Raw genomic sequence first — 18,745 nt, 5'->3', positions numbered from 1 at the left:
CAGGTAAGAATACGAGGGCGGATATGCATCAAGTTTTAATCGTTGATCCTGACAGCACAAGCAGGAGAGCATTCTGCGATTTAGGTGCGTTGGAAGGATGGGATATACACTCTCTCAGCAGCGGATTCGATACTCTCGATTGGCTCGCAATTAACAAGGCAGATATTGTTGTCATGAGCATGGCTCTTCCATTGATCAGCTCGCTCAAGGTCCTCGAGAAGATGAAAAAACTGATCAGCCATATGCCTGTTATTATGTTAGCCGAACCGGAAAATGCCGATAAGATTACAGACGCCTATCAGAAGGGCGCTTTCGACGTTCTCTTTAAACCTATAACTCAAGCCGTTTTGATTAGCCGTGTAAAGGAAGCGTTGATTTTTGTGGACGTAGCAGCATCGCTGCGCAGACCTGATCTCCTGCACCCGTATCTACAGGGATATGGTGAACTCGACGGTAAAAGCAGAATTTCACAGGAGCTATATACCAAGATCGACAGCGTGCTGGATTCAGATATCACGGTAATGATCACGGGCGAAAGCGGGACGGGTAAGGAGATAACCGCAAGAACAATTCACCGTTACGGGAATCTCAAAGATCAGCCTTTCGTTTCGGTCAACTGCGCCGCAATACCGGAAAGCTTGCAGGAGAGCGAGTTGTTCGGATACGATAAGGGCGCGTTCACCGGCGCTTATAGTGATAAGATTGGAAAATTCGAGGCGGCGAACCACGGAACCTTATTTCTCGACGAAGTGGGAGACATGAGCATGCCGCTCCAATCGAAAATATTAAGGTTTATAGAAACGGGCGAATTGGAAAGGGTCGGCGGCGTAATGCGGAAAGGTGTGGAGGTGCGGCTGATAGTCGCCACCAACAAAGACCTTGAAAAAGAGGTAGAAGAAAAGAGATTCAGGGAAGATCTATACCACCGGATCAATGTTTATCCGATCACGATGCCTTCACTCAGGGAGAGGAAAGATGACATCCCGCTGCTCAGTTCACTGATACTCGGCACTATGATCGGCGCCGGGAAAAAACAGATAATCATTCCGCCCGAAACGTATGAAATGCTGCAGGAAATGCCCTGGAGAGGTAATATCAGGGAGTTGATCAATGCACTTAACAGAGCTGTAGTAAGCTCAAAAGACGGCGTGCTGAGCCCGGATGCTTTTGCTTTAAGCTCCGAGGCTGTTCACATGAAAGAACTGACCGAGGAGCTCGTTCCGGAACCCGTTCCCATAGCCCCCCTTAGAAAAGTGGAGATGGAAGCGATCCTCAACGCTCTCAGAATAACCGACGGCAACATCATGCAGGCTTCACTGGCGCTGGGAATCACAAGAGCGACATTGTATAATAAACTCAAGCGTTATAAAATAAAGATAAAAAGAGAGATTAAAGAACCCAACTCGCAGGAAGTCTGATGCCGGAGTATAAATACAAAGCGAAAAACTTGACCGGTGAGATTTTTACAGGCGTTCTTAACGTCGCAAGCAAACAGGAGGTCAACGAATTCCTCGACAGGCAGGAGTATTTCCCAATAGAGATCAAGGAAGAAAAATCTAAAGGCGATGGCATGTCGTTTTTCGACAAATTTCAAAAAGTCAAAACCGATGAGATCGCCAACTTTACCCGTCAGCTTGCCACACTGATAGCAGCGGGGGTTCCTATAGTCGCAGCGCTTGAGGCATTGTCCGATCAGACTGACAACGAAAAATTCGAGGGTATAGTCAAAACTTTAATAACGGATGTAAGCGGGGGAGTAAGCTTTTCCGATTCACTTATAAAGCATAAAGGCACATTCTCAAATCTATATGTAAATATGGTCAGGGCAGGCGAAAGCGCCGGGGTATTAGAAGATGTGTTAAGAAGACTCAGCGATTTCATGGAACACGATGATTCCGTTAAAAAGAGCATAAAAAGCGCAATGCGTTATCCGATTATAGTTATGATCGCACTGACATTAGCCTTCTTTTTCGCTGTAACGTTCATCATACCGAAATTTACAGTGATGTTTGAACGTTCGGGCGTTGAACTGCCGATAATTACCCAGATGCTGCTGGCATTGAACACAATTATAACCGATTACTGGTACCTTGCATTCGGTGGTCTGATCCTCGTGATCTACACTGTCAAGCGGATACTCGACACCCGTAAGGGAAGACTTATGTGGGACGGTTTTAAACTCAAGCTGCCTGTGTTCGGGCCTCTCTTTTTGAAGAATGCCATCTCGAGATTCACTCACATGCTCGAGACGCTCAACTCAAGCGGGATACATATCATAGAAGCGCTCGGTATTTGTTCCGAGACAGCCGGTAATGCAGCTATCAGCCAGGAAATAGATAATACGAGGTCGGACGTTGAAATAGGCATGAGTCTCGCGGATTCTCTTGAAAAGGGCAAAATCTTTCCGCCTATGACGATTCGGATGATCAGAACGGGACAGAACGCCGGTTCCCTTGATGAGATGCTGATCAGTATCTACAATCAATATGATGAAGAGGTGGATTATTTGACGAAGAGACTTTCGTCGCTCGTAGAGCCGATGATGACGGTGATCATCGGAGTTTTTATTCTGATAATTGCTCTCGGGATCTTCCTGCCGATGTGGGGAATGTATGAAGCGGTCAAATAGAGCAATATTATCCTGTCTGCGAAGCCCCAACGCTGTCGGCAATCTCGTCTGCTGATAGAGGTTTACGGGATGTTTATCAGAGGTTTGATTCGAATTTGCGGACACTGAGCACTCCCGGTATGAAGAAGTTTGTTATATTCCACGCATTCGTCTTAGCTGTAATTGCAATTACGCTGTCGTGCGGTGACAGGGATCCTATTGAAATATTCAGAGAATTTAATCTCAGGGCAACTTCTGAAAAATTGATGATAACTCTTAGCTGGGATAGAGTTGCAGATGATGATCTTACCGGATATAACCTGTACCGTTCTGCCGGCGGCGGTGAATTGGAATTATACAAAGTGTTGGAGACTGAAGATTCGTCTTACGTCGATTCGACCGTATCAGCCGACGTCGTGTACGGTTATCAGGTCACGGCAGCATTTGTCGGCGGAAGGGAATCCGATCCTTCGGAAGAAGAACAGATAATACCGGGACCTACGATCACATGGGTGTTTGATTGGTCCTCGGCACGATTAGTGAAAATGACTCATGATGTCGCACACACGACAAGCGACGTATTCAATGATCTGATTTCTGTAGAGGCTTTTGACGTCAATGAGAACACAGGAGATATTTACCTGTTGGACAGTTTTGAAAGGTCCTTAATTCTGTTGCAAAAGGGTAAGAATCCGCTCGTATTAACGAATGAAGCCGGTAATGTACGGAGATTTGAGGACCCAACCGACGTTAAATACGACCCTATTAGAGATGATTTTTGGATTACTGACGGTTCAGCGGGAAGTATCTTTCATTTTGAGAATATTGATTCAACTACGTTCGTTCTCGCCGATTCGTTCAGCACCGGCGGGGATGCCGTGGAAGGACAACTTGACGCCGTGCGGGGCAATTTCTGGGTTGTGAACAACAAACAAAACAGCATTGTGATCTATTCAAGAGAAATCGGAGGATTCCAGCAGAGAACAGTAAGCGGATTTTCGGGCAACAGCATTATGCTTGCATTAGATGAAATTAGAGGTTCGGCGTATGCGGCAAACAGGTCAAACGGTGATTTTTTCCGGATCAGCGCTGCCGGTGTGAAAACAGAGCTGCCCTCTCTAAACGGTGTGGTACTGGGAGCTGTCGAACCCTCGGTCGGTGACCTGTGGCTTATTTTAGACGACAACGGTAACGGATTGTATGATTTGGCAAAACTATCCGAGGATGGGAGCCGTATAATCACGTTAGCGGACAGATATTCGGACCCAAGATGGATCGGGGTTAATCCATTCAACTCTAACGTAGTCGTGATGGATGCGGCATCTTCCGGGGCGAGTATTGAAGTATTTACAAATACGGGGGAGATATTAAGCAGATTCGGATCGTTCATCAAACCGCTAAGAGGGAGGATTTTATTAGAGAGATAAATGAGATATCGGTAAGAAAAATTTGAAAGCTTTCAGTAAAAATATTTTCTTAGCCCTGCTTCCTGTTGCTGTTATATTCGTCGTCTACATCGGTGATACAATTTTTTTCATAAGCGCCGGAGTGGTCGAGGAGCTGGTATGGTTAAGAGAGTTTTTGTTGTTCGGCGCAATTGTCGGGTTCGTTCCGTTACTTGCGTCCATAAAAGTTTTCAGACCTACGGAAACGACCAAAAAATTCAGAGTTCTGCTGCTTGCCGTGCTTACTTTCTTTGCGGTTTCTTATTTAAGCCCGCTAATTATTTCTCCGGTTTTCGGAGTGATTACCAGCTATGCCCTGATGTCGATACTATTCTCGGTGATAAGTATTATCGGGTTGATACAGCTGCGTGATCTTATCTTCTTCAAACAGCGAAAGAACACGGCACGGACGTTCGCAATCCTTATGATCTCTATAGCGCTCGTATCCATATACGGGGGTTTGAGCGCACAGGATTTTCAACAGATCTTTCGGCCGACGTTGAACGTCGCTATGGTACCGATATTGTTTGCCGTGTTCAACTCGTTCCGTGTATCCTGGATCGCTTACCTGTCAAAAAAACAAAAATATCTTGTACTTCTTGCCTGCATGATTGTAGTCGGTGGTTCGGTGATGCTTCAGAAGGTAGTGATTGACAGCAACTTGAACGAATACAGCTACACGGTTGATATATTCGTAAGGCTTGCGACGGGAACTATCTCGATATATTCGTTTTTCGGAATGATCGGACTGCTGCTTTACCTGCCGACGGCGACGCTGTTCGACAGAAAAATACGGGACATAGAATCACTTCAAAGTCTCAGCAGGGCAGTCAGCTCCGTTCTGGACGTGGATAAGCTCACCGAGATGATATCGGAGTTTACGGCTGAATACTCAAATTCCCAATATTCATGGCTTGTTCTAAAAGAAAAAGGTGAAGAACAATTTTATCTCTCATCGAGTTACGGGTTGACTCAAAAACAAAGGGACAACATGAATTTCAGCATTAACGCCGGAACGAGCGGGTTGATTTACAAAAGCGGAGAACCTTTGATTTCACAGGATGTCGGCAGGGAAGAGAGCACCAAGCATCTGAGGGCATGGAACAGCAGCGTGAAGTCGCTGATAGGATACCCCCTAATTTCAGAATCGGGCGTCATGGGAATCCTGTATGCCGCGAAAAACGAAGAGTACGGTTTCGACAATGATGATATAGACCTCTTGGGGGCGTTTACCAACCATATCGTCATTGCGCTTGAAAACGCCAGGTTGGTCGAGAGTTCGCTCGAAAAGGAAAGGCTCGAGCACGAGCTGCGATTAGCCCACGAGGTTCAGTTGAATCTTCTTCCGAAAGAGGTTCCCTCGCTGCCTGAAGGCTTTGATCTGGCTGCCGCAAGCATGCCGGCAAATGAGGTGGGCGGGGATTATTTCGATTTTATCGAGATAGACGATGACCGGATAGGTATTGTTATCGGAGACGTATCCGGAAAAGGCACATCTGCGGCATTCTACATGGCGGAGATAAAAGGGATGATTCAGGCTTACAGCAGGATATACGATTCGCCCTGTAAGATCCTATGCGATGTGAACAGAGCCCTGTACGGAAACATGGACAGCAGGTCGTTCATTTCTCTGACTTACGCTATACTCGACACAAAGAAACGCAGCATGAAATATGCGAGAGCGGGGCATATGCCGGTGCTTTATTACAGCAGGGAAAATGACAGGTGGACAGACCTGAAACCGAAGGGCATCGGATTGGGAATGGACAGGGGAAAGATATTTGACGAGGTGATAGAAGAAAAGGAGCAAAAGCTCAAAAGCGGGGAGCTGTATTATTTTTATACCGACGGAGTCTCAGACGCCATGAATGAGGATCAGGAAGAATTTGGCGAGGAGAACATCAAGAAGTCATTGATAAATAGCTATGAATTAAGTTCTGAAGAAACGAAAGCCAACTTGATAACCGATATTTGGACACACATAGGCAATCAGAGCGTCCATGATGACGTGACTATGATCATAATGAAAATCAAGTAACAATAACGTGTTCAGGACGTAAATAACATGGAGAGATGAATGCAGACAGACATAAGTTTGAACAAAGAAGATAAAAATAATATCACCATAATTCACATCGGGGGATATTTAGACGCGCATACTGCCTCAAAATTCGAGGCAACGTTTCAGGAATTGTCAAAGTCGGGAAGATACAAGCTCGTTCTGAACTTTAAGGAGCTTGAGTATATTTCGAGCGCGGGGCTGGGAGTCATAATGGGAAACATCGAGGAAATACGGAGTCACGACGGTGACATCAAGTTGAGTGATATGAGTGAAAAAATATTCAGAGTATTCGATCTTGTCGGATTTCCAAGCCTGTACGATATCTTCGACTCTCAGGAAGAAGCCGAGTCCGCTTTCGAGAAGGGAGAGTAAGAATATTGTCCGATAAAGGCTTCATATTGAAGATTCCGACTCAGAGCACGAATCTGAAGATAATCCGCGATTTTATCACTGATGTAGCGGAAAAAGCCGGATTCGGAGAAGAGGCGTCATGTGATATCGCCCTTGCGGTGGATGAGGCAAGCACGAACGTCATAAAACACGCTTACCGCGGCGGCGATGATAAGGAAATAACGGTTAACGTAAAGTACGATAAAAGTAAGATGGTCATCACGATATCCGATAGCGGTAAAGGATTCAAACCGGATTCGGTAGATGATTTCGATATAAACGAATATTTGAAGAACAAAAAAAGAGGCGGTTTGGGAGTACACCTGATAAAGAGTACTATGGACGAAGTAGAGTTCAAAAGCGAGCCGGGAGAGCCTAACTCGGTAAAAATGATAAAATACCTGCCCGATACCGATAGCTAATGAGCAGTTGCTTCCAAATCAGCTTACAATAGAAACAGTGCCCGCCCGCAACAGATTCCATTGAATTATTTGAAATAACAGCGTATAATAAACGCGTCAGATTTAAAACATCGCTATCATTATGTCCAAAAAGCAAACAGACAGAAAATATCTCGAAGAGCGGAGGCAGGACCTCAACGATCTATTCGAAGTAAGCCATAGGCTGAGCTCGCTGACAAGCTATGAAGCGATCGTAGAACAAGTTCTGCTCTCCCTGATGGGAAGACTGATGATCCAGAAGTCGGCATGCCTGCTTATCGCCGGCGAAGAGGAATTAGAGCTGATTAAAGCGAAGGGACTCGAAGGTGTTGATGACGGGATGATAGTAGGATACGCAGATCTGCCGGAGGTTTTCAGCAGCGTGGAAGAAATGGAAGAGGGTGATCCTTTAAGAAAATTTCTTTCGGAACAGAAATTAGAGGTCATTTTCCCGATGGTTAGAAAAGGAGAGTTGATGGGGGTTCTCGCTTTCGGAAAGAGGCTTTCCGGAGGGGGGTATGAAAAGGACGAAATCAGCTACATCTCTTCGTTGCTCTCGCTGTCAGCGTCCGCAATAGAAAACGCTCTCGTATTAAGCGAGATAAACATCATAAATAGAGGACTCGACAGGAAAAACCAGGAGCTCCAGACGCTTTTTGAACTCGGTAAAGAGTTGAATTCCACCCTGAATCAGGAGACTATCGTCAGTCAGTTCGGATACGCTCTGATGGGGCAATTGATGGTTGGAAGGTTCATCTTATATCTGAAATCGGAGGGATTACTCGAGATATTCCATAACAAGGGATTCAGCTCGAGCCATATTGAGAGTTTAGCCCCGCATCTTGATGCAGTTGCCGAAATTTCCGAACCAGTACTTATCAATGAACATCAAAACGATTGGCAAAAAGCGTTTCGTTCGGCAGGGGTTGCCGCGATGATTCCGTTGACAATCCAGGGGGAGAATAAGGGTACTCTCTGCCTCGAGCAGAGGAAGGGCAAAGACCCGCTGACGGACGCAGACCTGCAATTATTATACACGATGGGAGGTCAGGTCATAATTTCCCTTGAGAACGCCCGTCTCTTCGACGAGTCGCTTGAAAAGCAAAGGCTTCAGGAGGAATTGAATCTCGCAAGGGAAATTCAACAGGGGTTGCTCACGTCGGACTTTGAACTGGACGGAGGCTGGGTGATATACGGCAGAAACGTTCCCAGCAGGGAAGTGGGGGGCGACTATTTCGACGTTATAAAAATGGAAGATGGTCGAATAGGCGTAGCAATAGCGGACGTATCGGGAAAGGGAGCCGGAGCTTCGCTTCTGATGTCTAATTTACAGGCGAGTTTGCGCGCTCTGATAAACGTCGAACCGGACCTCGGACTTCTCGTGAAAAGAATCAATAAGATACTATATGAAAATACGTCTGCCGATAAGTTCATCACATTTTTCATCGGGATAATCGACCCGGTTAGCAGGAAACTAACTTTTTGCAACGCCGGTCATAACCCTCCGTTGATGTTCTCGAACGCCGGGAAAGTGAGACAATTAGAAGAGGGTGGACTGATAATAGGGATTCTCGATGACGCAGAGTATGAAACAGAAAGCGTTGACCTCGCTGCGGGGGACAAAATTGTTATGTATACGGATGGAATCACTGAAGCCGAAAACGATTCGGATGAGGAATTCGGCGAAAGCCGCTTAATCACTTATGTACAGGCGAATTTGTCCAAGAATCCCGAAGAGCTCGTAAATTCGATCATTGATGAAGTTAAGAAATTTGCTCCCGACATCTCCTCTCAGGATGATGTAACGCTGCTCGTCCTTGAAGCGTGAATGAAAATTAGCTAAACATTGCGGGAACTAAAGCCGTTATATCAGGGTATAAAACTAAAGTAATTGAAAGATGCAGGCAGACAAGGGGGGTGATGACCCGTACCCGACAAAATAAGCGACGGAATCAGGAATATCGATTGAAACAACTGTTAAAAAGGGCTTGACAATTCTTTCAGGTCATATTACTTTTGCGCACCATCTACATAAATAAGAGGGCTTATAGACAGTTCGTTACAGTTTTGTTTAAAAATTGTTACCGGGAGTATGAGGTTCTTAAAGAGGCGAATATTTCCTCCGCCGGTTGCAGCAGAAAGATTTAAGGAGAAATTGATGACGAAAAGTCTAAAATTAGCCCTTGCTTCAGTTATTCTGACGTTCGGAACAACCAATTTATATCCACAAAGCGAAGCAGGAGCTCCATTTTTATTGATAGCTCCGGGGGCTCGAGCCAGCGCCATGGGTGAGGCAAACGTTGCTATTGCCGAAGACGCGGTAGGCGGATTCTATAATCCGGCAGGCATTGCATGGTCGAAAGGAAGGCAGCTGAGTTTTATGAGGTCGAAATGGCTTCCCGGCCTGGTTGATGACATAAGCTACAACTTTGTCGGTTACCGCCAACATATCGAAGGGCTCGGTTCTGTGGGCGGTCATTTGATATACATGGACCTCGGAGAACAGATAAGAACCGGCGAAAACTCGCCTGACGAGATAGACAGGTTTCAATCGTTTATGCTCGCTATAGCAGGCACGTACGGCGCTGACTTAAGCGAATCCTCAACCATCGGCGTTACAGTAAAATTCGTTCATCAGAATCTGGCGCCGTTCGGAGCGGGAAAGGAGCAGGGAAAAGGCACCTCGTCTTCCTTTGCATTTGACGTCGGCTATCTGGGCCGTGACAAGTTCATAAACGGACTTGATCTCGGTATAGCTCTCGCCAACATAGGACCGAAAATTAAATTTATTGATGCTAATCAGGCTGATCCGATGCCGATGAACCTCAAGGTGGGATTTGCATATCTCATTTTTGACGGTGAGTTTAATTCTCTTCAGGTCGTGTACGATTTGAATAAGCTGCTCGTTGCCTCTTATCCCGATCGCGACCTCAACAACAACGATATAAAGGGTGAGATAAACGTCAAAGGGGAAGAAGCCCATAAAGATCCGTTCTACAGAGCCATAATTACTTCATGGACGGACGATTCAGCTGAGCTGGAATGGCAGGAGGTTATCCATAACGTCGGAATGGAATACTGGTATTCGGGGCTGGTGGCGCTAAGGGCCGGTTTCTTCAGAGATTATTATCTACGCGACGAGGAAGATGGCGTCGCTATTATGAAAACCTTAGGGATTGGAATAAGGTATGGTAATTATGGGTTTGATTTCGGCTACGTGGACGGCCCGAAGGGTCATCCGATTACCAATACGATGCGTTTTAGTCTAAATATGAGCTTTTAGTACAGAATCTCGAAGTTCTTCACGTGTGATTATCAAATGTCGGTTCTCATTCGATGAGCGGAATGCGGATCGCTCAGGTGGAACTGAAAATATCCCTGATAGCGTTTTTATGTATCCTTTATATCCCGGGACAGACGATTGCCTCCGAAGGAGCAAAATTCAATTTACCGAAGAGGCTTCAACATAATGTAAGGAAATATTTCGTCGGTTCATCGGTTAAAATAGCGGCAATCAGGGTGGAATTCCCCGAAGACCAGGAAGAGGGTACAACAGGAAATGGTCGCTTCGACCTCTCTGATACCGATACGCTGCAATTCGACCCGCCTCCGCACAACAAGAGATATTTTAAGGCGCATATACATGCGTTATCGAATTATTACGCAAATATATCACACGGCAGCGTGCAGATAGATACCGGATCGTCGAGGCTCTTTCCCGAAGGAGAGGAGGACTCGTATCAACTTGCCAATCCGATGCGTTACTACAGTCCGAAAATTGATGAGGCGACCGACGATAACAGATTGGCATTACTGTTTTTCGAGTCTGTAACCGCAGCGGCGCCTGACGTAGATTACAATGCGTATGACTGCGTGACTATCTTCCACGCGGGGGTCGGTAAAGACTTCACTTTTCAACTCGACCTGACTCCTTTTGACATTCCCTCAGCGTATCTCGATTCGGATTTTCTCAGGGATAACCTTTCCGCAGAGGAGTATAGCCAGCTGCGATCGCTCGGGGTGGAACGGGGACTGATACTACCGGAAACACAGACCCAGGAGGGGTTCAATATTGCTCTTAACGGAACTTTTGCCCTTCTATTCGGGAGCTTTCTCGGTATTCCGTCGCTCTGGGACACAGACACCGGCAATCCGGGAATAGGAAAATGGGGGCTGATGGACCAGGGTTCGAATAACATGGACGGCGCCGTACCCGCTCGTCCGAGCGTATTCACACGGATGTTCATGGGCTGGGAGAATCCGGTTCCTATCAGGTCCGGTTCCGGTCTACAGCTGTTTGCGTTCAGCGATCTCATCATCGACAGCATGTACTTCAGTTATAAGATCCCGATTAGTTCGAATGAATATTTTCTGATTGAAAACAGGAGAAAGAAAAGGACTGCCGCCGATAACGAAGGATTTGAACGAATAATAGTCGGACAGGATACGGCTTACGTTGAGTTCGATCCCGCGGGAAGCGGCGTGATAGTCAGAGCAGTGGAATACGACGCCGGAATTCCCGGTTCCGGACTGCTGATATGGCATATAGATGAAAGGGTGGTTAACGAGAAATATTCAACGAACAGGATCAATACCGATATCAACAACAGAGGTGTAGCTCTTGAAGAAGGTGACGGTTCGGAGGATATCGGACACGAGTTCGGTTTTCTTGAGCCGGGTGGTGGTTCGGAAGTCGGAACTCCCTGGGACGCATTTTATGCGCGTAACCCGGCATGGTATTTCCAGAATCCGGATTGGACGCCCGATGCCGATTCGACGGTTGCGTTCACAGGCGAAACGAATCCGAACAGCAGGAGCAACAGGGGGGGAGCGACAGGGATAAGTATTACCAAAATATCAATGCCGGGCAGCGTCATGCGATTCGATCTTTCATCGGATTTTTTGGCGGAAGGATTCCCGCTTTATCTCGGTTCGGCGGCGGGGTCAAACTCTCCCGCCGTAGCTGATCTCGACGGAGACGGAGAAAAAGAAATCCTTATAGGGATGCCGGACGGCACTGTTCACGGCTGGACTGTGCATGCCGACAAGCCTCCTTCGGTTTATATGGGGGGTGAGGATTATGAGTACCTGATATCTGTCAGGGGCGATACGCTGTCGAGGGAGAGGGTCGGAGTATTCGCCGGGGTTCCCGATTCGATAGCTGCGAGCCTGACAGTGGGTGATCTCTATGGTGACGGCGTTCTCGAAGTGGTTGCTCTGACTGTCGAAGGCAGAGTTATTTTGTACGAACCGACTGAAGGAGAGACGGCTGACAATCGAGCCGACAGCGTCTGGTCGGTTCAATTGGACGATAGATTTACAACAACGCCGGCAATCTTCAACGGACAGATTTTTATCGGTGGATCAAACAGCGGAATCTCCGTATTAAATTCAACAGGCGGTCTGGTCCAGACAATAAATCCGGGTGAGAAAATCAACTCTATCTCGATAACCGATGCGGGAATCGTGAACGGGTCGATGGATAGAATCGTCTCAGGATCTCTTTACGGGGAGGGAGTGAAAATCATCTCGCTCTCGACGGAAGGAATGCTCACGGTCAGTAATACGGGGCTGATCGATTTACCCGGAGAACCGGCTCTTTACGAATACCAATTAGGTGATTCGGTTTTGTCGTATCCCGCTCTCGCCGATATAGACGCCGACGGTGAATTGGAGCTGATAATCACGGGCAACAATAAACTCTGGGCGTTCAACGGTAATCTTACACTGGTCGAAAACTTCCCGGTCACCGTAAACGCACAAAATCCGGTCGGATTTATTGAATCCTCGCCTGTAGTCGGGGATGTGGACGGAGACGGATTCCCTGACATAGTTTTCGGGGCGTCCGATGGATTGGTTTACGGATTCCACGGCGACGGAACCCCCGTTGACGGTTTTCCGCTTTCGACAGGAGGAAGCGTGAGTTCAACGCCGGTAATTGACGATATAATTCCGGGGGGAGCGATGGAGGTAGTGGTCGCAAGCGATGACGGTTACCTTTATATGTGGTCGGTGGGAAAGGAATTTTCAGGGGAACCGGCTCTACCATGGCCCACGTTCGCCGGAAATAACGAACGGACGAATTATGCTCCTCTATCTACGTTTACTCCGCCCGCAGCGGGTTCGGAGCTGATGGAGAAGGCGAAAGTCTTTGCATATCCGAATCCCGCCGAGGGGAACGAAACGAGGATCAGGTACTTCGTGAACGATGTCAGCCGGGTTGACATAATGATCTTCGACATGGCGGGAGAGTACTTGACGACTCTCGTAAACAGTTCGATTATCCGGAACGAGTACAACGAGAGCATCTGGGACGTTAGAACCGTTTCGAGCGGAATATATTTAGCGCGTGTGAGCGCAATCGGCGACGATGGAAGCAGCGCCTCGAAAGTGATTAAAATCGCCGTTGTGAAATGAACGTGTCCCGCTATCTATTCATGGCAGCCGTTTTAACGCTGTCATCGACTCCACTGCTTCAGGGACAGCAGCGAAGATATAATCATCCGGAGCTGGAGTGGAGGACGATAACGACGGAGCACTTTACCGTAACCTATCACGATGGAGTCGAACGTTCGGCAAAAAGGGTCGCGAAGATAGCGGAGGAGATCTACGAGCCGGTTACGTTTCTTTATGATCATCAACCTGATAATCCGGTCCGGTTCATTGTTCAGGATACTGACGATATTTCCAACGGCGCCGCATATTTCTATGAAAATAAGATCATAATCTGGGCATTGCCGATGGACTACGACCTCCGCGGCACTCACAATTGGCTTCGGGACGTTGTGACCCACGAATTTACCCACATCGTATCGATGCAGGCGGCGATGCGATTTAAAAGGAACCTGCCCGCATTTTACTTTCAATGGTTCACTTATGAAGATGAGCTGCGAAACGACGTTGTCAGGGGCTTTCCGAACGGAGTCGTCTCTTATCCGTATTCCGGGTTGACGACGCCGCTCTGGTTCGCGGAGGGGGTTGCGCAATATAACACAAGGAGCCTCCGGTACGACCATTGGGACTCCCACAGGGATATGCTGCTGCGGGAAAGGGCGCTTAACGGGTCACTGCTCAGCCTTGATGATATGGCCGTTTTCGGCAAGAGTGGAATCGCAAATGAAAGTGTGTATAATCAGGGCTACTCTTTCGTCAGTTATCTTGCGGATAGGTTTGGGGAGCAATCGCTGAATAAAATTGCGCGCGCCCTCTCGTCTAAATTTCCGGTTTCGATATCAGGGGCTATAAAAAAGGCGACAGGAGTCAGGGGAGACAAAGTGTACGATGATTGGAAGAGGGAAATAAGTCGGAATTACGACCGGGATACAAAAGTGATCCGCGATAATGAATTGAGGGGTGAGAAGATAAGCCGGGGCGGAACCGCAAACCTTTTTCCGGAATGGTCTCCCGACGGAAAGAGCATTGTGTATCTATCTAATAGAGGAAAAGACTACTTTACGCAGACAGACCTGTATATTTACGACACGAAATCCGGCGGTTCAAAGAAAATAGCTTCAGCAGTGCAATCTTCGGCTTCATGGTCTCCCGACGGGGAAAAGATCGTGTACGGCAGAATCGCAAAACCGGATAAACGGGGTTCGACGTACTTTGATCTTTATCAGTTTGATATTCAGACAGAGAAGGAGAAAAGGCTCACTTATGGAAGCAGAGGGAGATATCCTGTTCATTCGCCTGACGGGAAGAAGATCGCTTTTGTCAGCAGTGAGGACGGCTCAAGCATGTTAATGATCTACGACACGGCGAGCGGGGAAATAAATGAACTGACCCGCTTCGATGAAATAAGGCAGGTGTATAAACTTGACTGGTCGCCTGATGGAAACAGACTCCTGTTCGAGACATCAACAGGAAACGGAAGAGATATAGCGACAATTAACAGCGATGGAAGCGGGTTCAGGCTGCTCGTAAACTCACCCGCGGACGAACGACATCCTGTCTTTTCGCCGGACGGTAAACAGATCTATTTCGCTTCCGACCGAACGGGAATTTATAACATATACTCACTTGACGTGGAGAGAGGGGAGACGAAACAGTGGACTAACGTGACGGGCGGAGCGTTCATGCCCTCCGTAACGCAGGAAAACAGTTTAGCATATTCCGAGTTTTCCGGCAGAGGCTACAAACTCTTTTTGCTGAATCTTAAAGAAGAGGTCAACGAAGAGAACTCGGTCTATCGTACGGGCTATGTGGACGAGATACCGATTGCGGAATACGACCAGAATCAGGTGCCGGATTACGATACAGATGAATATGAACGGACATTTTCGACCATGTTTTTTCTTCCACGGATCATGATCGATTACGGTACGGTAAAGTTAGGAGGGTACTTCTTCTCGAGTGAACTTCTCGACAAACTGAGTTTTATAGGAGGAGGTGCGATAAACAGCAACTCGGATTTCGACACTTTTTTGAGATTCGATTATAACAGCCTCACTCCTAACATCTTTTTGGAGGTATATGGAATTTCACAAAACGTGGAGGATTCGCTGGTTATTCCCGGTCAATCGACCCCGCTCGACATTAAGTTCAACCTGATTGAGGTATCTCCCGGGATGACTTTTTTCAGGGGGGAAAAGGACAACTTTACGTTCCGGTTCCGTTTCAGTCTTTATTCCGCAACGCAGATAGGTTTTCCGAAATTAGATGACGGGACTTTCGGCAAATTCTCCTTCGGTTACGATTACTTCATAGGCAGAGCCTTCAGCCTCGAATGGATGAGAGAATCGGTTTTCCGGAGCTCAAAGGGTTATATAGCACGAGATAAAGGAATGAGTTGGAATCTGTCTTACAGCTATAAGCTCGATAAATTTATAACCGGTTTCGCCCGGAACAAAGATTTCGGAACGTTCGAGGAGGTTTATGACCCTTTCAATTATCATCAGATAGACGTGCGAATCGATAAGTATTTCGGGATGCCGGCTAAAAGCGCTCTTGCGTTGAATATAGATGCAGGTTATATTTCCGATAGCGTTGTGGACTTCCTTTACTACTTTGGAGGAGGGTTGCTTGGGATGAAGGGATACTCCTATTATAGTATCGGAGGCGAGAGAAAACTGATAGGGACTACGACGTTGAAAGTCCCTGTTATAAAGGACATTAACAAGACCTTTTTAAACCTTTACTTTAGGGATTTATACGGTGGGTTATTCTTCCAATACGGAAATGCCTGGATAGGAGATGCACGGATAAATGAGTTCAAAAGGACAGTCGGTTATACGATCAGGCTCGGGGCGTTTTCCTTCTATGCATTCCCTACCGCATTCGAGTTTCAAGGCGCTTACGGTCTCGATAAATTCACGGGCTCCAACGGTGAGAAAAGAGGCGGAGAGTGGAAGTACTACTTCACGCTTCTCTTTGATTTTCTCTAATACAGCCGGAGATTTTGAATGAGATTCATTCTAATTTTGCTGTATATGATAATCGCTTTGCTGCCCATAAGCGGTTTCGGAGCTGACGGCACTGTCTCAAAGAGAACTGTCAGATTGGAATCCGGTGAGACTCTGACCCTTTCGTATCTTTCAAATGCAGCTGCGCAGTTCGACAGCGCCGGGCTGAGAGTAATAGCGAAAAGACCCGGAATTTCCTTTCTCGGATCGGCTGTGATTCCGGGAGCGGGTCAGCTCTATAACGGCTCAATGAAACGCGCAGCGGCGTTCTTTGCCGTCGAAGTAGGGCTCTGGACCGGTTTTGCGGCGTTTTGGGGAAAAGCTCAAGACAAAGAGGTCGAATACGAAGCGTTGGCTGATCGGTATTGGGATTTCAACGAATGGATCATAAGCGGAAACAACACGATCGGACACACTATCGATGTTGACTCAATGGGAAATCCGATAAAAAGTAATGAATATTATGAGAACATCGGCAAATACGATAAATTCAACTCCGGTTGGGATGGCTCTGTGAATGACACCGATGCTACTGCTGAAAGAAAACTATACTTGAACCTTCGAGAGGACACAAACGACCTTTTCGCTCTGGCTACTACGATGGCGAACTTAGTTATGTTCAATCATCTCATATCGGTTGCCGACGCAGTTTTTACCGCAAAAAAACTCAACGACGCGGCTTCGGTTCAACTCTCTTTAAAGGCGGTTAACGGGTGGTCGAACGGCGAACCGGTAAAGGGCTTGAGCCTGAGTTTGTCATGGTGATTCGATAAAAGAATGAAAGTTTATCCACGGATATCTACGGCACTCCTGTCCGTTTTTTTGCTTAATTGCGGAGGTAACGATACCGATGAGCTGGAACCGGTTGACGTCCGGTTTGAAAGGGGGGAAGAATATTTCAACGACAGAAAATTTGAAAAAGCCATAGCGGAGTTCAAGTTTGTGACGTTCAATGCCCCCGGAAATGAGTTTGGAGACGATGCTCAGTTTTACTTGGCTGAATCCCACTTTGAACTCAAAGAATATATCATAGCGATTTCGGAATACGAACGGCTGATGCGCATTCATCCCGAGAGTCCGTTAGTTGAGAAGGGAGAATATAAAAAGGCGCTCGCTTTCGATATTTTGTCTCCAAAATCACACCATGATCAGGAGAACACGCTGAAAGCTCTGAGGGCATATCAGGAGTTTATCGAAGACTGGCCGCTGAGTGAATTGAAAGTCAAAGCAGAAGGGAGGCTCGATGATTTGAGATTCAAACTCGCGAAGAAAATGTTTGACGCAGGTAAGCAGTATCAAAAGTTAGGAGAGTGCAAAGCTTCGATCATTTATATGCGTCAGCTGCTCGAACAGTATTATGACAGTGAGTTTGCTCCTAAGGCGAGATGGCGAATCGCCGAATGTGAGATGAAGCTCAAAGATTGGAACGCTGCGCTTTCAACTATCGTTGACATCCTAAACCGCGACGATCATCAGGAAACGGTGGAAAAAGCGAGGGAAGCCCTTAAGAAGGTTAAATCAAAAGCGGAAAACCCCGGCGATCAGGCTCTTGTGGGTGACCGTTAGCCGCTTAGCGGTTTAGCCCGGATCGAATCGCAAGAATATGCGCTTAGGAATCTTAGGAGGAACGTTCGATCCTCCTCACCTGGGTCATACGAAACCCTCCCTGTTTGCGCTTAGCCAGAAAAATCTCGACAAGATTATTTTTGTACCCGCCTTTCACGCTCCATATCAGGATAAATCTGCATCGACGTCGTTTGAATATCGCTTCGGGATGACCGAAATAGCGGTGCAGGAGCATTCCCGGTTCGAGATCAGCGGCGTCGAAGGAGAAAGAGGGGGAAATTCATACACTATCGACACTATCCGGCATTTTAAGAAAAAGTACCGGCTGAGCTCGAAAGAGATTTTTCTCATTGTTGGAGCGGACAGTTTCAAAAGGTTCGATGAGTGGAAAAATCCTGAAGCTCTTCTGAAGGAAAGCTCGGTCTGTGTTCTGAGGAGAATCGGCGTTGAGACTGATGAGTTCGATCAGGGCTACGTTGAGAGGGTTGAATTATTTGAAAACGAGCTTATTGATATATCCTCACGGGAATTGAGGGAGAGAATCGCTGAGGGAGCGGATTTGACGGAATATCTTGATGGTAAGGTAATAGAATATATATATCAGAATCGATTGTACGGAAGCGGTTAGGACCCGTCCGATTCCAGCCCGCCCATCTGGACGGCAAAGCCGGACAGGACTTAGGTCTGGCGGGTGATGAATATGGAGTGCATTGACTGTGTCAATGCAGCATCAACACAGTTGATGCACTCCGACAATAAACACACCTTGCATGCCTACAATATAATTTCACTGGTAAAATTAGCCTGACTTTTATAAGTTTTCTATTAAGCCC

Annotated in this window: 13 protein-coding genes; all 13 read left to right on the top strand. The window is 47.0% G+C overall.

The genetic code is table 11. The annotated features are described in order from the left end of the window. Positions 1–23 precede the first annotated feature (23 nt). The 13 genes from IID12_03195 (at position 24) to nadD (ending at position 18,540) form a co-directional block, all read left to right on the top strand. Positions 24–1,418, top strand: coding sequence for a sigma-54-dependent Fis family transcriptional regulator (locus tag IID12_03195; protein MCH8288099.1), 1,395 nt, complete (start codon positions 24–26; stop codon positions 1,416–1,418). Then, the gene (locus IID12_03190) at positions 1,418–2,629 is read left to right on the top strand and encodes a type II secretion system F family protein (GenBank protein MCH8288098.1); all 1,212 of its coding nucleotides are present in this window, start codon (positions 1,418–1,420) and stop codon (positions 2,627–2,629) included. The genes IID12_03195 and IID12_03190 overlap by 1 nt, the downstream gene beginning before the upstream one ends. Positions 2,630–2,748: 119 nt before the next feature. Next, positions 2,749–4,035, top strand: coding sequence for a fibronectin type III domain-containing protein (locus IID12_03185; protein MCH8288097.1), 1,287 nt, complete (start codon positions 2,749–2,751; stop codon positions 4,033–4,035). A gap of 22 nt (positions 4,036–4,057) precedes the next feature. Continuing rightward, positions 4,058–6,091 carry a SpoIIE family protein phosphatase gene (locus IID12_03180; GenBank protein ID MCH8288096.1) on the top strand — a complete coding sequence of 678 codons (2,034 nt, stop codon included), beginning with the start codon at positions 4,058–4,060 and terminating at the stop codon, positions 6,089–6,091. A gap of 39 nt (positions 6,092–6,130) precedes the next feature. Next, a complete protein-coding gene (locus IID12_03175) occupies positions 6,131–6,487 on the top strand; it encodes an STAS domain-containing protein (GenBank protein ID MCH8288095.1) in 357 nt (118 codons plus the stop codon). Positions 6,488–6,492: 5 nt separating this feature from the next. After that, the gene (locus IID12_03170) at positions 6,493–6,927 is read left to right on the top strand and encodes an ATP-binding protein (GenBank protein MCH8288094.1); all 435 of its coding nucleotides are present in this window, start codon (positions 6,493–6,495) and stop codon (positions 6,925–6,927) included. Positions 6,928–7,048: 121 nt separating this feature from the next. Next, positions 7,049–8,773: a SpoIIE family protein phosphatase gene (locus IID12_03165; GenBank protein MCH8288093.1), complete on the top strand. Its 1,725-nt coding sequence runs from the start codon at positions 7,049–7,051 to the stop codon at positions 8,771–8,773. 330 nt (positions 8,774–9,103) lie between these two features. Next, positions 9,104–10,228, top strand: a complete 1,125-nt coding sequence (locus IID12_03160) for a PorV/PorQ family protein (GenBank protein MCH8288092.1) — start codon at positions 9,104–9,106, stop codon at positions 10,226–10,228. Between the two features lie 53 nt (positions 10,229–10,281). Further along, on the top strand, positions 10,282–13,362 hold the full coding sequence (locus IID12_03155; GenBank protein ID MCH8288091.1) for a T9SS type A sorting domain-containing protein: 3,081 nt from the start codon (positions 10,282–10,284) through the stop codon (positions 13,360–13,362). A 2-nt stretch (positions 13,363–13,364) separates the two neighbouring features. Beyond that, positions 13,365–16,328 carry a PD40 domain-containing protein gene (locus tag IID12_03150; protein ID MCH8288090.1) on the top strand — a complete coding sequence of 988 codons (2,964 nt, stop codon included), beginning with the start codon at positions 13,365–13,367 and terminating at the stop codon, positions 16,326–16,328. An 18-nt stretch (positions 16,329–16,346) separates the two neighbouring features. Then, positions 16,347–17,111, top strand: coding sequence for a hypothetical protein (locus IID12_03145; protein MCH8288089.1), 765 nt, complete (start codon positions 16,347–16,349; stop codon positions 17,109–17,111). Between the two features lie 12 nt (positions 17,112–17,123). Further along, on the top strand, positions 17,124–17,912 hold the full coding sequence (gene bamD / locus IID12_03140) for an outer membrane protein assembly factor BamD (protein MCH8288088.1): 789 nt from the start codon (positions 17,124–17,126) through the stop codon (positions 17,910–17,912). A gap of 37 nt (positions 17,913–17,949) precedes the next feature. After that, entirely contained in the window at positions 17,950–18,540 is a 591-nt protein-coding gene (nadD, locus tag IID12_03135) for a nicotinate (nicotinamide) nucleotide adenylyltransferase (protein ID MCH8288087.1), read from the top strand. Positions 18,541–18,745: the final 205 nt, after the last annotated feature.

Source organism: Candidatus Neomarinimicrobiota bacterium, from assembly GCA_022567655.1.
Taxonomy (GTDB): domain Bacteria; phylum Fidelibacterota; class SORT01; order SORT01; family SORT01; genus JADFGO01.
The sequence above is the reverse complement of the archived record's forward strand: the minus strand, read 5'-3'. Positions and strand labels throughout refer to the sequence as shown.

Excerpts from the sequence above, each read along its gene's own strand:
- IID12_03195 (MCH8288099.1), top strand. The coding sequence starts at position 24 with ATGCATCAAGTTTTAATCGTTGATCCTGACAGCACAAGCAGGAGAGCA.
- IID12_03190 (MCH8288098.1), top strand. The coding sequence starts at position 1,418 with ATGCCGGAGTATAAATACAAAGCGAAAAACTTGACCGGTGAGATTTTT.
- IID12_03185 (MCH8288097.1), top strand. The coding sequence starts at position 2,749 with ATGAAGAAGTTTGTTATATTCCACGCATTCGTCTTAGCTGTAATTGCA.
- IID12_03175 (MCH8288095.1), top strand. The coding sequence starts at position 6,131 with ATGCAGACAGACATAAGTTTGAACAAAGAAGATAAAAATAATATCACC.
- IID12_03165 (MCH8288093.1), top strand. The coding sequence starts at position 7,049 with ATGTCCAAAAAGCAAACAGACAGAAAATATCTCGAAGAGCGGAGGCAG.
- IID12_03160 (MCH8288092.1), top strand. The coding sequence starts at position 9,104 with ATGACGAAAAGTCTAAAATTAGCCCTTGCTTCAGTTATTCTGACGTTC.
- IID12_03155 (MCH8288091.1), top strand. The coding sequence starts at position 10,282 with ATGAGCGGAATGCGGATCGCTCAGGTGGAACTGAAAATATCCCTGATA.
- IID12_03145 (MCH8288089.1), top strand. The coding sequence starts at position 16,347 with ATGAGATTCATTCTAATTTTGCTGTATATGATAATCGCTTTGCTGCCC.
- bamD (MCH8288088.1), top strand. The coding sequence starts at position 17,124 with ATGAAAGTTTATCCACGGATATCTACGGCACTCCTGTCCGTTTTTTTG.
- nadD (MCH8288087.1), top strand. The coding sequence starts at position 17,950 with ATGCGCTTAGGAATCTTAGGAGGAACGTTCGATCCTCCTCACCTGGGT.